The 13,880-nt window shown below is 62.5% G+C and carries 11 protein-coding genes and 1 pseudogene; 5 read left to right on the top strand and 7 right to left on the bottom strand.

Features of this window, described 5'->3' with window-relative positions; all coding sequences use genetic code 11:
- Positions 1 to 1,614, bottom strand: a complete 1,614-nt coding sequence (locus MSG32_RS04665; RefSeq protein WP_248378099.1) for a GMC family oxidoreductase — start codon at positions 1,612 to 1,614, stop codon at positions 1 to 3.
- A gap of 59 nt (positions 1,615 to 1,673) precedes the next feature.
- A complete protein-coding gene (locus MSG32_RS04660) occupies positions 1,674 to 2,222 on the bottom strand; it encodes a sorbitol dehydrogenase family protein (RefSeq protein ID WP_248378097.1) in 549 nt (182 codons plus the stop codon).
- Between the two features lie 586 nt (positions 2,223 to 2,808).
- On the opposite strand from MSG32_RS04660, the gene MSG32_RS04655 reads away from it, so the two are divergent.
- The 4 genes from MSG32_RS04655 (at position 2,809) to MSG32_RS04640 (ending at position 6,573) form a co-directional block, all read left to right on the top strand.
- A complete protein-coding gene (locus tag MSG32_RS04655; protein WP_176677188.1) occupies positions 2,809 to 3,270 on the top strand; it encodes a carboxypeptidase regulatory-like domain-containing protein in 462 nt (153 codons plus the stop codon).
- A gap of 64 nt (positions 3,271 to 3,334) precedes the next feature.
- On the top strand, positions 3,335 to 4,069 hold the full coding sequence (locus MSG32_RS04650; RefSeq protein WP_248378095.1) for an AraC family transcriptional regulator: 735 nt from the start codon (positions 3,335 to 3,337) through the stop codon (positions 4,067 to 4,069).
- Between the two features lie 190 nt (positions 4,070 to 4,259).
- Positions 4,260 to 5,417, top strand: coding sequence for a DMT family transporter (locus MSG32_RS04645; protein ID WP_248378093.1), 1,158 nt, complete (start codon positions 4,260 to 4,262; stop codon positions 5,415 to 5,417).
- Positions 5,418 to 5,580: 163 nt separating this feature from the next.
- Complete coding sequence (locus tag MSG32_RS04640) at positions 5,581 to 6,573, top strand: EamA family transporter (protein WP_248378091.1); 993 nt, start codon at positions 5,581 to 5,583, stop codon at positions 6,571 to 6,573.
- A gap of 144 nt (positions 6,574 to 6,717) precedes the next feature.
- Here MSG32_RS04640 and MSG32_RS04635 read toward each other — a convergent pair whose 3' ends face one another.
- The 4 genes from MSG32_RS04635 to MSG32_RS04620 form a co-directional block, all read right to left on the bottom strand.
- Complete coding sequence (locus MSG32_RS04635) at positions 6,718 to 7,047, bottom strand: HigA family addiction module antitoxin (protein ID WP_248378089.1); 330 nt, start codon at positions 7,045 to 7,047, stop codon at positions 6,718 to 6,720.
- Between the two features lie 14 nt (positions 7,048 to 7,061).
- A complete protein-coding gene (locus MSG32_RS04630; RefSeq protein ID WP_248378087.1) occupies positions 7,062 to 7,355 on the bottom strand; it encodes a type II toxin-antitoxin system RelE/ParE family toxin in 294 nt (97 codons plus the stop codon).
- Positions 7,356 to 7,524: 169 nt separating this feature from the next.
- On the bottom strand, positions 7,525 to 8,787 hold the full coding sequence (codB, locus tag MSG32_RS04625) for a cytosine permease (RefSeq protein ID WP_248378431.1): 1,263 nt from the start codon (positions 8,785 to 8,787) through the stop codon (positions 7,525 to 7,527).
- A gap of 531 nt (positions 8,788 to 9,318) precedes the next feature.
- Positions 9,319 to 11,757 (bottom strand): FdhF/YdeP family oxidoreductase, encoded by a 2,439-nt coding sequence (locus MSG32_RS04620; protein WP_248378085.1) that lies wholly within the window; start codon positions 11,755 to 11,757, stop codon positions 9,319 to 9,321.
- A gap of 250 nt (positions 11,758 to 12,007) precedes the next feature.
- Here MSG32_RS04620 and MSG32_RS04615 point away from each other — a divergent pair, with 250 nt between their 5' ends.
- On the top strand, positions 12,008 to 12,448 hold the full coding sequence (locus MSG32_RS04615; protein WP_153635859.1) for a hemerythrin domain-containing protein: 441 nt from the start codon (positions 12,008 to 12,010) through the stop codon (positions 12,446 to 12,448).
- A 356-nt stretch (positions 12,449 to 12,804) separates the two neighbouring features.
- Here MSG32_RS04615 and MSG32_RS04610 read toward each other — a convergent pair.
- Positions 12,805 to 13,485, bottom strand: a pseudogene (locus MSG32_RS04610) (hypothetical protein); the annotation flags it as partial.
- Positions 13,486 to 13,880 lie beyond the last annotated feature (395 nt).

Genomic DNA, 13,880 nt, shown 5'->3' with positions numbered 1-13,880 from the left:
TTATATTTCCTGTTCGAGCAGATCGGCAATACGCAGAGACAACGCCGCGATGGTCAGGGTGCAATTGACCGACCCGACGGTGGGCATGCTGCCGGAGCTGGCGACAAACAGGTTGTCATGGCCATGCACTCGGCAATCGCGATCCACCACGGAGTCTTTGGGGTTGTCTCCCATCAGGGTCGTACCGCAGATATGCTGGTTGTTGGAGAACTCATCACGGAACGCGATGTCGGTGCCTCCCATCAGCTGAGCGATACGCGCATATTGTTCACGGGTATGCGCGGCGCTGCGCTTGACGTAATCATCGATAGCATAACGGAATTCCGGGCGCGGCAGGCCGAGAGCGTCACGTTTTTTTGACGGCGTGATGCGATTGGCGGCCTCTGGCAACAGCTCGTGGAAGCTGTCGAACTGCACATAGCGGCTGGCGCGATTATCGATCTGCGCCTGCAGATCCGCGCCGAGCCTGAGCGGTGTTTCCGACAGCACCTCCGTGGTCATCTGTTGCGTGCGGGCAATGTTGGACAGATGCAGCTTCTTGGACGCGAAGTCCTTGCGGAAGTCGCCGTCGCGCCAGGTGATGATCGAGGTCATCTCCTGAGGGCCACGCCCGGCCCACAGCGGCTCATCGGCCAGAAAGCTCACCCCGGTGCCGGGATGGTCCATAAGATGACGGCCGACCATGTCGTTCTGGTTACCCACCCCATCGGGGGTATGGGCGTTGACCGACATCTGCATCAGCTTGGGCGTCTCGATGCCATTGGCCGCCAGCACCACCCGCGCCGCACTCAGGCGATGCTGCTTGCCGTCGGGGTCCAGATAGCGCACCTCGCGAATCTTGCCGCTGGCGTCGCTTTCCAGATGATGCACGATGGCATTGTCGATCAACCTGGCACCGGCACGTTCGGCCTTCTCGACATGGATGATGCCGGAATACATCGCACCGATCGGGCAGATGGGCATGCAGTTGTTGTTGCCACAGCAAGTCGGGCGCTCATCATAGGGGCGGCTGTTGCGCGCCACCGGCTCGGTGACCATGTCAAAGCCGTGGGGATTGATGCGCTCGCTGACCCGCCGCTCGTTCCACGACAGCGGCAGCGGGGCCATCGGATACTCGGCGCTGCGCGGGCTGCCGAGATCGACATCATTCGGCCCCCAGACACCCAGCGCGACCTCGGCCCGGAAGTAATAGTCTTCCAGGTCGTCATAGCCGATCGGCCAGTCGCGCCCGACGCCATACTCGCTCTTGAGCACGAAATCGCTGGGCAGAAAACGCCAGGAGGATGCCGCCCAGTGCCAGGTAGTGCCGCCGACGGCGCGAATGTACTGGGCGTCGTAGGCCTGCTCGCCCTTCTGCACCAGATAGTCGGCATTCTCGCCGTAGAGCATCGGATGGGGCGCCGCCTTGCTGGCAGGATAGGGCCCCATGAAGTCCATCTTGTTGGCCTGGTTGCGGAAGCGCTCGACGATCTGCCAGCGCTGCATGCGCGGGCCGGCTTCCAGCATGATGACCGACTTGCCGGCCTCGGCCAGGCGATGTGCGATCAGGGCACCGGCAACGCCGGAACCGACCACGATCACATCGGCATCATACGCACGGGGTTCCTCGGCCATACAGGATTCTCCTCGGGAAATTGGGAACGGCAACAGGGGCGGTCAGAAAGCGTGACCACTCAGGCCTTGGGTGCCTCTGCCCAGAACCCCGGGCGATTGGGGCAATAGGTACGCACCACCTGCACATCGCGCGGCCCGGCATACATGCCAGCGCGCTCGAAGGCGATGACCTCGGCGGCAGGGTCACTGATCGACTTGCCGACCGTGCCCAGCATCCAGGCCTGCAGCAGACGGCGCACCAGCGCCATCTCGCCGTCACTCAGGTCTTCCTTTTTCACGTACTCTCGCGACTCGCCCAGGGCCAGCAACCGAGTCTTGAGGGCCGGCAAGCTGCCGACACCGGGCACTCCCTCGGCCGGAATTCTCGCCAGCGCCTCGAAGTAGCGCTGACCCAGCCGCTCATCCAGGGTCTTGTCGCTGAGCAGCCAGCGCGACAGGACCATGAACGTCGCGAAGGCACTGTCATCCTGCATCTGTTGCTCGTCAGCGACCGTCTCGGCCAGGGCCTGGAGGGACAGGCCGCCGAACACGGCAATGCCTGCCCCACCGAGCCCCAGCTTCAATAGCTGACGACGTGAAGGATCAGTAGCACTCTGGGATGTCGACATGCGGCCCTCCCGGACAATGAATGGTTCACCCGACGCCAGCGCGCAAGGCGGTATTGCCACCTGTGTGCTGCACCCGAATAGCACTCGAACAGCGCCCAAGCAGACCTCGAGCGGCTTTGAACAGCTCTTGCGCAGCCCTTGCACAGGGTTTGATGAACAGCATGGTAACAAGCGCCATCACGTTATAGACAAACGTATAATGAACAAGGAGTTCCTGTTTAAGCAACTCCAGAGGCATGCTTTGCGCAACCCAGCCCGCTCACGGGCAAATGCTTCCCGCTGGCCTACTGACAAGGGTCGGTCGAAACCGCGAGAGTTACCAGCGGATGCCCACGGATGCCGATGCCTGACGGAAGAGTCACCCGCGCCTGTCTCCCGCTCACCGGCAGTTCCCTGACTGTGCTCGGCGCAGTAGGATGTGGGGCAAAGGCAGCAGCTGTGGCCAGACTGGCTCGCTCACGAGCCGACGCCCGCGCCGCCCATCACTCGACTTCAGGGAAGACTCGCCATGCTTCGTCACTTGCGTACTCCACTCGCTCTGCTCATGTGCACCGCCGTTCTTGCCGGGTGTGAAAGCGCCTCGCGCATGGCCGACAGCATTTCGCTGCCGGACTTCGGCTCTTCGCAGTCCGAACAGGGCGAGCAGCGCGTCCAGCGCACCGTCGCCTTCCCGGAGGCGGAGTACGCCAAGCTCGACAAGACCGGCACCTCGGTGATCAAGGGCCGCATGTCCTATGAGTGGCAGGGCCAGACGATCTACGCCAACCGGGCGGGTATCTCGATCGCGCCGGTCACCACCTACTCCGCCGAAGCCGCGGAACTGGCACTGGCGGGCAAGACGGCGTCTCGCGCCGACCCGCGCGCCCAGGCCTACACCCACATCGTGCGCACTGACAGCAATGGCTACTTCAATGCCACTGGTCTGCCATCCGGCACCTTCTATGTCGCCGGTGTCATCCAGTTGCCGGACGGCACACGCAGCCCGCTGATTCTCAGTCAGGTGCAGGTCGGCCGCGGCCAGACCCGCAGCATCGAGCTGAGCCGCTGACGGCCCGCGTGTTCCTCTTGCTCTGCTTGCTGCCCTTGCATCGCCGGATGATGGCCATCGCACCATGACGACACTCTCGCTGCGCGCCTATACCCCGCAGGCCACGAGTCATGACCACGACCACCACCAGCTGGTGCTGCCGATCCGCGGCCATCTCGATATCCAGGTCGGCAGCCATCATGGCACCGTGGTCACCGGCGAGTGCGTCATCATTCGCCCCGGGGAGGCGCACCTGTTTCATGCCAAGGACGCCGCGCGTTTCATCGTCGCCGATCTGGACTACCTGCCCGACAATCTCGCGGCGTCGCAACGCGTGGTGTTCTCGATCAGCACCCTGCTGATGAACTACCTGCTGTTTCTCGAAGCGCAGCTGCAGGGCGAGGTCGACAAGCACATCGATCAGCTCTCCATCGCGCTGTTTCTCGGCCTGCTGGAGAAGCAGACCTGTGATCAGCGCGTCGATCGTCGTCTGCTCAGAGTGCTCGACGTCATGAACGCGCAGCTGGCCCAGCCCCACGATGTGACATCCCTGGCCCGACTCGCCCACCTGAGCCCGACCCAGTTCCACAAGGTGTTCCGCGACAATCTGGGCGTCAGCGTCAAGCAGTACCTGACCGCCAGACGCATGGAGCGCGCGCGGGCGCAGTTGATCCATACCGATCTCAGCGTCCAGCAGGTCGCCGAGGCCGTCGGCTATCAGAACCTTTCCGCCTTCTCGCGGCGGTTTTCCTGCTACTTCGGCCAGTCGCCACGCGAGATGACGCGTCAGTATTCGAGCCTCACTCCCCCGAATGACTGAATGAGCGACTGGCTCGATCATCTGAACAACCGATTGAGCACCCGAACCCAGCAGTCAATCACCGCACGCTGGCGGTATATGACGTTTTGCTTCTCCTGGCAGATCAGAGCGTAGTTTCAGCACAATATATTCTCGCGATGAGGCGTAATCTCGTGCACACCGAGACACACTTCATTGCGAGCCATCCACCATGCAGCACTCCTTCTCCCGGACGCCCTTCCGCCCAGCGCTGGAACGCCAGATCGGCAATCTTTCCGTCCTCACGGCCGCCCTGCTATGGGGCACGACCGGCACCGCCGCCCACTTCAATCAGGATGTCAGCCCGCTGGCCACCGGCGCCTTCGCCATGGGCTTTAGCGGCATTCTGCAGGCCGTGCTGTCGCGACGAATCCTCCATGAGGAGCTGGCCGCCCTGCTGGTCCACAAGCATCTCGTGCTGTGGGCGGCGCTGTTCATCATCGTCTACCCGCTGGCCTTCTATTCGGCCATGGAATACACCGGCGTCGCGATGGGCACCGTCATCACCATCGCCACGGCACCGCTGGCGGCAGCGGTGCTGGAATATGTGCTGGACCGCAAGCGCGTCAGTGCGCGCTGGTACGCGGCGCTGATGCTGGGCATGGCCGGCGTGGGGTTGATGGCCATGGGCGAGACACGCCTGGCAGACACGGCGGCAAACGCCACTGCCAGCGGCGTTGCCAGCGAGAGCCGCAAGCTCATCGGTATCGGGCTGGGCGTGCTGGCCGGCGCCAGCTACGCCACCTATTCGCTGCTTGCCAGACGCATGATGCTGCTGGGCGTTCATCGCCGTGCGGCCATGGGGGCGATGTTCGGCTGTGCCGGCGTCCTGCTGTTGATCGGGCTGGCCATCAGCTGCCTGTTCCTCGATCCACGCTTGTTCGCCACGCCGGTGAATTCGGCGGTCGCCATCTACATGGCACTGATCCCGATGCTGCTGGCCAGTCTCATCTTCGGGCGCGGGCTTGCCAGCGTGCCCATCAGCCGGGTGACGGTTCTGACCATGTTCGAGCCACTGGTGGCGGGCCTGTTGGCCGTCATCGTGGTCGGCGAGCAGTTCACGCTGATGGGGGCCATCGGCATGGTGCTGATCATGACCTGCCTGATGCTGCAATTGCGTCCGCAGGCAACGCAAACGCCGATGGCCAGCCCGCAGGCAGACCTCGCGGCCTGGACGACACCTGACACGGCCTGCGACGCTCAAGCTGATACACACGGCGACACTGCTTACTGGGGTGAGCATGATCCCTGGAGCGATACCGAGCATGGCCGCGATGCCAAGCAAGGGCCGGAGCAAGGATCGGAGCCATGGCAGCGTCACGACGCCTGACGACGATGAGGGATTTGTTGGCAAGTTGGAGTGCGCGCCCTGAGCGGCAGCCAGCTGGCGCGTCAACTCAACTCGCCGAAAGTGGTTTCAGCACACTTTTTCCAGCGCTCATGCTGCGACTGAAAACGGCCAAGGGATTGGCAATACACGCAAGGACATCACCATGACAACCACCCGCCCCGATATCGCCGGGTCTGCAAGGTCGACCGACATGGGAAGCCTGGCCGTTCTGTTTGCCGCGCTGCTGTGGGGCACCACCGGCACGGCGGCCCACTTCAATCAGGATGTCAGTCCGCTGGCGACCGGCGCCTTCGCCATGGGCGTCGGCGGCCTGCTTCAGGCCGTGATCGCACGGCCCAATATCATGGGCTGCCTGGGCCTGTTGATGGCGCAGAAGCGCTGGGTGTTGCTCGGCGCCGTGTGTGTCGTCATCTACCCGCTGGCCTTCTACTCCTCGATGCATCTGGCCGGCGTCGCCATCGGCACGGTGATCACCATCGCTACGGCGCCACTGGCCGCGGCGATTCTGGAGCGCCTGTTCGGCCACCACCGACTCACGCTGAGCTGGTACATCAGCCTCGCGCTGGGGATTGCCGGTGTGGTGATGATGGCGATGGGCGAAACGGCCACTCATGGCGGGGACATTGCCACCATCAGCGCCGGAGGCGACCCGATGGCGACAGGTATAGAGAGCGTGCCTCACGCTGACTGGCAACGTCTGGGCGGTATCGTGCTGGGCATCATCGCCGGCACGACCTACGCCGCCTATTCGCTGATCGCCCGGCGCATGATGGACCACGGCACCCACGCCCGCGCTGCCATGGGCAGCCTGTTCGGCGTCGCCGGTATCTCGCTGATCGCAGGCCTGGGCCTCAGCATGCTGGTGGCAGACCCGCGCCTGTTCGCCACCCCCGGCAATACATCGGTCGCGCTCTACATGGCGCTGGTGCCGATGTTCCTCGGCTATATCGCCTTCGGCTACGGCCTGAAGACCGTCGCCGCCAGCAAGGCCACCCTGCTCACACTGTTCGAACCGCTGGTCGCCGCGCTGCTCGCCGTCACCATCGTCGGGGAACATATCGTACCGCTCGGCTGGCTGGGCATGGCACTGATCGCCGTCTGCCTGGTGATTCAGGTGAAGCCAGCAACCGCCTGATCAACGCGAGCGGCACGACGAGGTGTTACCGAATGCGAAAAGCACAAAGCCCCAGCCTGAGTTTCAGGCTGGGGCTTTGCATTGCTGGGCATGTACTCACGAGCCCACGCCATTTCAATCACTCGCCGTGAAGAGCGCGCGACGTCAGTGCGAGGCAAGCTCGGTGGCATCAACTTGCGGCGTTATCCGGCGTACGCCCTTGGCATCCTCGGCATAGGCACGATGGCGCACATCCCAAAGCTCCACGGCATGCTGGATGTTGAGCCAGAACTCCGGCGTATTGCCTAACGCAGCCGCCAGCTTGATGGCCATCGGGGCCGTCAAGGTGCCCTTGTCATGCACGATACGGCTCAGGGTATTTCTGTGCACTCCCATCGCCTCGGCCAGGGTGCGAATGTCGATGTTCATCGGCTCCAGAAACTCTGCCGTCAACATCTCTCCTACCGTTAGTGGGCGCCGCTGGGTGTTTCTCATCACTGCTACCTCCTCTAGCCCTTGTAAGCATGCGGGTCTAGATATGTTTGATGGGCAATCCCTGCCTCCCATCGAAAGATGAGTCGATACTGCTTGTTGACACGAATCGAGCAATAACCTGCGAGATTGCCCTGCAGATGCTCGAACCGATTGCCCGGTGGAATCCTCAGATCAGACTCCTGACTTGCGGCATCGAGAATCTGCAACTTGCGATAGAGCGAACTGGAGAGCGCCGCAGGTATCTTGCGGTGGCCAACATCTTGCTCGTAGAAGCTCTCGAGCCACACATCCCTGAATTCCACCGCCATGGCAGCACCTTTTCCCCTCATTCTATGCACAACCATGTTGTGCATCAAGTAGCTCTACCCTGAAGTTTCTCTACCCTGACGCTTCTTCCCCCATGAAAAACGCCCAACGAGTCCAGGACTCGTTGGGCGTTTCATATTCCTCTGCCCTTCACATCAGACGCTCAGCCACTCAGGCCGCCGTCTTGTTGGCCAGTTCGACCTTGGCAAGCTTGATCAGTCCGCCGTAGACGACGAAGGCGACCACGACACCCACCACGGGCGGCATGAAGGGTGAGCTCCAGGCGCACAGGCAGGCGATGGCGTAGGCGGCGAGGCCCGGCCAGTGGTAATCGACCTTGGGCACCTCGGCGAGGCGCGGATACTGCCCTTTGTGACCGAGCCAGAAGTTGGCCATGATCACGCCGCCGATCGGCGGGATGAAGGTGCCGAGCAGAATCAGGAACGGAATCAGCCACTCATACATGCCGAGTACCGCCAGCACTGTACCGATGGCCGCGCCACCCAGGGTGACACGCTGACGATGCGGAGTGCGCAGCAGATTGCAGCCGGCGATCGCGAAGTTGTAGATGGTGTTGTCCTGGGTAGTCCAGATATTGAGGAACAGCATCAGGACGGCGAGGCTGACCAGCCCCTGGGCGATCATCACGTCGACGATATCGGCCTGCTGGTAGATCATCGCGCCGAGCGCGCCGGTGAGCACCATCAGGCCATTGCCGACGAAGAAGGCCGCCAGGGTGGCAATGACGGCGATCTTCGGCGAACGCGCGAAGCGGCTCCAGTTGGTTGCCTGGGTGCCACCGCTGATGAAGGTGCCGATCACTGCGGTGATCGCGGCCGTCCAGCTCATGGAATCGGTCGGCGTCAGTGCCGCAAGGCCTGCCACGCCGCCGACATCGACCATGCCGGTATAGAGACTGAACAGGATGAACAGCAACATGGCCGGCACGGCGATGCGCGAGAGCATGTCCAGCCCGCGATAACCGATCATCGCCGTCAGACAGAAGGCGAAACCGAAGATGACCATCAGCGGCGTGGTCAGCCACTCCGGCAAGCCGAGTGTCTTGACCAGCACGATGGCGATGGTCGCGGTGCCCCAGGCGTACCAGCCGATCTGGGTGAACCCGAGCACGAAGTCAGACAGGCGGCTGCCCTTCTCGCCAAAGCACAGCCGGCCCATCAGCACCGAATTCAGACCGCTCTTGCAGGCGATATAGGCCAGGGCGGCAGCGTAACCGCCGAGCAGCAGATTGCCGATCACGATGATCCACAGCAGTTCATTGAGCGCGAACGCGGCACCCAATGACCCGCCCGCCCACATGGTGGCGGTAAAGAAGGTGAAACCGAGCAGCACCATCGAGGTGGAGAGCAGTCCCCGTCGTGCCGAGGCAGGCACTTCGCTCAAGGGATAATCATTGCCGGATTCGCCTGCCATCGATGCATGGTCTGCGGAATGGGGTGAGGAGTGTTCTGCCATGAGTGCCTTCCTGGAGCTCGGTCGTGAGTCGTCGAGTCTTGTGGTGGTGTCAGCCTGCCTGAACGCCGGCCACCGCCCCCTGCGGGCAAGGTGGCGGGCAGGGCGGAGGTCAGAGCGGCGGTCGCTACCCTATCACCACGCAAGATTCACGCCACCCATCCTCAAGCCGCGCAACAAGCCAGCTCGCCGCCTGTGCCATGAAGCTGACACAGGCGTCAGGATCTGGCCTGCCAACAGGCGCGGTTGGGCGCAAGACCGCCTCCAGAAATGATTTCGCGACAAGTCCGGCGCAGTACCTACAAACCCCTCAAATACGCCGACGTTGGCATCAACTTGAGCGCCAGACACCAGAACGCCACACGACGCACTCTTTCAGTGCAGCGCGTGGCGTGGCTCTCGCCCTCCTTCTCTGACATCAAAACCTGACGCCGAGTACAGGATGCAAATTTTTTCAGCCTTTCCTTGTTTAGCGGTTCATGCTGAAGCCCTTCAGCTGCTCGCCAGCACCCCTTCGCTGGCATTGACCTCTTCGCTGTCCATCAGGCGCAACCGGACCGGCACCGATTTCGAGGCGGGCGTGTTGCTGCGCGCATCGCGGTGATCCAGCGGAATCAGATCATTGGTTTCCGGATAGTACGCTGCCAGACAGCCCGTCGGGATGTCGTATTCCTTGAGCTTGAAGCCTGCCATGCTGCGCTCGACGCCGTCTTCGCTGACCGTTTCCAGCGTCACGCGCTGACCCTCGCTCAGGCCCAGCGTCTCGAGATCCTGCGGGCTGATCATCACCACCATGCGCGTGCCATAGACATCGCGATAGCGGTCGTCATTTGAATAGACAGTGGTATTGAACTGGTCGTGACCGCGCATGGTGATGAGCAGGAAGGTGCTATCCATGTTCAGGGTCTCATGGGTGACCTTGTTCAGCCCCTCCTCATCCGTGCCCAGCCCCTCGGGGAACAGGAAGTTGGCACGCCCCGAGTCGGTATGCCAGATGCGCTCACGCGGGGCGATGCGGATATGGAAGCCGCCCTGAGCCAGGCGCGCATTGTAGTCGGGGAAGATCTGCGGGAAGACCTCTTCGATGCGATCACGAATCCGCGCGTAATCCGCCTGCAGCCAATCCCAATCCAGGGTGGGATGCGGCGGCAACGTCGCCTTGGCCAGCTGACAGGTGATGGCAATCTCGGAGTGCAGGCTTGGGTCCGCCGGTTCCATCACGCCACGCGACGGCGTCACATTGCACATGCCGTCCTCAGCACTGGAGACCTGCTCCGCGCCCTTGCCATCGGCGCCGGCCTGCAGGTCACGCTCGCTATGGCCGATCGTGGGCAGCACCCAGCCATGCTTGCCGGGGTGCAGGTGACTGCGGTTGAGCTTGGTGGCGATATGCACCGTCATGTCCATCTCGTGCACCTTCTCGACCACGCGCTTCTGATCGGGAATCGCGCGGAAGAAATTGCCGCCCATGCCGATGAAGGCGCGTACCTCGCCGCGCAGAATCGCCTCGCAGCATTCGGCGACATCATGGCCGTTCTCGCGCGGACACTTGATATCGAAGACCCGATCGAAGGCATCCAGCATCGCGTCATTGGGCAGATTCTCGATGCCGACGGTGCGGTCGCCCTGCACATTGGAATGGCCGCGTATCGGGCAGGCCCCCGCGCCGGGCTTGCCGATATTGCCGCGCAGCAGCAACAGATTGATGATCTGCTGGATGGTGTCGCCGCCGCGCGCATGCTGGGTGATTCCCATGCCCCAGCAGCAGATCACGCGCTCGGCCTCCAGATAGGTCTGCCCCGCCTGTTCCAGCGATTCACGTGACAGGCCGGACATGGCGACCAGGTCCTGCCACTCGAGCTTGCGGCAATGCTCGGCGAAGGCATCAAAGCCGTGGGTGTGCTGGGCGATGAAGTCGTGATCCAGATAGCCCACCGCATGCGGATTGCGCTCGCGCAGCGCATCGTCGGCCTCGATCACGTACTTGCACATCGCCTGCACGGCGGCGAGGTCCCCGCCGATGCGCAGCTGATGATACTGACTGCTGATCTCGACACCCTTGCCGCTCAACATGTCCTTGGGCGACTGCGGGTCGGCAAAACTGACCAACGCCCGCTCGCGCAGCGGGTTGAAGCTGACCACCTCGGCCCCGCGGCCACGCGCCTCGTGGAGGTCACCCATCATGCGCGGGCTGTTGGTGCCGCTGTTCTGGCCGAAGATGAAGATGGCATCGGCCTGCTTGAAGTCCTCGAGATTGACCGTCGCCTTGCCGATGCCGATGGATTCCGGCAGCGCCCGCGAGGTGGTCTCGTGGCACATGTTCGAGCAGTCCGGGAAGTTGTTGGTGCCGTACATGCGCCCGAACAGGGAAAACAGGAACGCCGCCTCGTTGGAAGTACGCCCCGAGGTGTAGAACTCGACCTGGTTCGGGTCCTCATAGCGCTTGAGGCGCTGGCCGATCTCGGCGTAGGCCGCTTCCCAGCTGGTGACCTCGTAGCGGTCCGTCTGGGCGTTGTAGCGCAGGGGTCGCGTCAAGCGCCCTTCCTTCTCCAGATGGTGATCCGACCACTCGCGCAGCTCGCTGAGCGTGTTGTTGGCGAACAGCTCATCACTGACGCGTTCGCGTGTCGCCTCCCACGCCAGCGCCTTGGCACCGTTTTCGCAGAAGTTGGCACCCTTGGGCTTGTCGCCATTCGGCCAGGCGCAACTCGGGCAATAGAAGCCATCGGGCTTGTTCATCTTCATCAGGCTGCGATGGCCCTCGATGGGCAGATGCTCCTGCCAGATGAACTTCTCGACCGCCTTGATCGACGGCCAGCCACCGCCCGGCGGCCGATCCAGCTGACTGCCGGACAGCGACGCCGATAATGCCGGTGCGTGGGACCCCTTGGGGCTGAAGGAATCGACTGGCGTGGTCTGGTCTTGGGACATGTCGGGGCTCCTGACGGTGGCGGCCGGCAGCTGGCATCGATCAGACACCGTGCGGGCACGCCACCGAGCAAAGAATTCAAGGGTCACCCTTGTTTCCTTGCCTCGCGCCAAGGCTTTTTCAAGGCCGATCAGCGTTGCGCACTTGAACTTCCGCCGATCCGCCACCAGAGTTGTACAGACCTGACACAAGCAAGATCGCACACAAGCAGACCCGCCACTCAACACGCCAGACATGATGAGGAGCTGGAACATGACCGTTTTTGAAGCCCTGCGCGAGACCCACGACGAACAACGCCGCCTGCTGGACATGCTGCTGCAGACCGAAGGTGACAGCGAGCCGCGCGATGACCTGTTCAAGCGCCTCAAGGAATCGCTGACCAATCACGCCGGTGCTGAGGAGCGCGCGCTCTACATGCCGATGATGGAGCACGACATGACGCAGGAGAAGGCGCGTCACAGTGTCGCCGAGCACCATGAGATCGATGAGCTGGTCGAGAAGCTCGAGGCGACCGACTACAGCTCACCGGGCTGGCTGGCCACCGCCAAGCAGCTCGAGCACCTGGTGACCCACCACCTGGATGAGGAAGAGCAGGAAGTCTTCCAGCTGGCAGGCCGCGTCTTCGATGACGCCACCAAGAAGCGCCTCGCCGAGGAATATCACCAGGACATGAAGGCGCGCGAAGCGGCCTGAGCCAGAATCCAGCATCGGGCCTAGTCGAAAGCGCTTGGCGCTGTGACAGGCTCAACGCTATCGACAAGCGCCGATGACGCACACGAAAACGGGCTGACCACATCATGTGGCCAGCCCGTTTTGTCATGCGTTCACCCTGCGGTGAAGGCGCTGCCGTCACTCACAGCGTGTGTAAGCGCATGAGGCGAAGAGCCAACCATCACGTCATCAGCAACGAGACACTCAGCCTACTTGCGGCGCGGCGGGCGTGCGGCACCTTTCGATGCCGGCTTTCTGCTCGGACTGCCTGAGCGCTTGCCATTGCCCTTCCCGGCCTTCGTCTTGTCATCAGGCTTCTCCGCACGCCCCACGTAACGCGCGATCCAGATGGTGTGCTTGGCCCCCGAGGTGCCATGCGCATAGACCTGACGCGCCTCTGCCTTGAAACCGGCCCGCGACAGGCGCTGCGAGAAACGTGCATCGGCCGTGGCCGACCACACCGCCAGAATGCCGGCCGGGCGCAACGCCTTGGCACACACCGCCAGCCCCTCAGCACTGTAGAGCCAGTCGTTGTCATCTGCGGTCAGGCCTTCCGGGCCATTGTCCACATCCAGCATGATGGCATCGAAGCCGCCGGGCGCTTCACGCAGCACCTCGGCCACATCGCGATTCTCGACTGTCGTGCGCGGATCCCGAATCGGATAACCCGCCTTGGCCCCCAGCGGGCCGTCATTCCAGGCCACCACTCCCGGCACCAGCTCGGCGACGACCACCTCGGCATCGGCCTTGAAGTGCTTGAGCGCGGCGGCCAGCGTGAAGCCCATCCCGAGCCCGCCGATCAGAACGCGCTGCGGCGCCGAGGCCGTACCGCGACTCTTGAGCAGGCCGGCAGGAATCTCTGCCAGCGCATCTTCCGAGCCATGCATGCGGGTATTCATCAGCTGCCCGCCCTTGCCGCTCTCGATCTTGATGACGAAGTCCTCGCCATACTCGAACAGACACAACGAATCCGTCGTACCGGGGATCGGCGCGGTATCGAGCAGCACAAAGCGTTTCATGGCACATCCATAGAAGGAAAAATGATCATCTGTCAGGTAGCTTCGTGGCCATCCTGACTATATTCAACATGACGGACATCTGTACGACATGGGGGAGCGTTAGTCTAACAGTCAGAACCCCGTGGCAGGTATCCGCCTGCGCGAAGGCATGAAGTTTCGCGAAAGCACGATAAAAATGAGAGCATGCGCGCATCAAGGCTGGAAGATATTCGCGAATTCTCTAATACTAGCTTTTGAAGAACGCAACACCGTCGTAAAGTAAAGACTCTCAGCACGAACACTCTCAGTACGAGCTGTCACCGCAAGACCAATGACCGCTGCGCCAGGGAAAGCGCAGCGGTCACGCTGGCAGATGGGCAAGCCCCACCGCCGTCGAGGGAGCGTGACACCTGAAG

Origin of the sequence: Cobetia sp. 1CM21F (genome assembly GCF_023161745.1) — a bacterium.
Lineage (GTDB): Bacteria > Pseudomonadota > Gammaproteobacteria > Pseudomonadales > Halomonadaceae > Cobetia > Cobetia amphilecti.
This window is presented reverse-complemented; position numbering and strand designations above follow the sequence as displayed.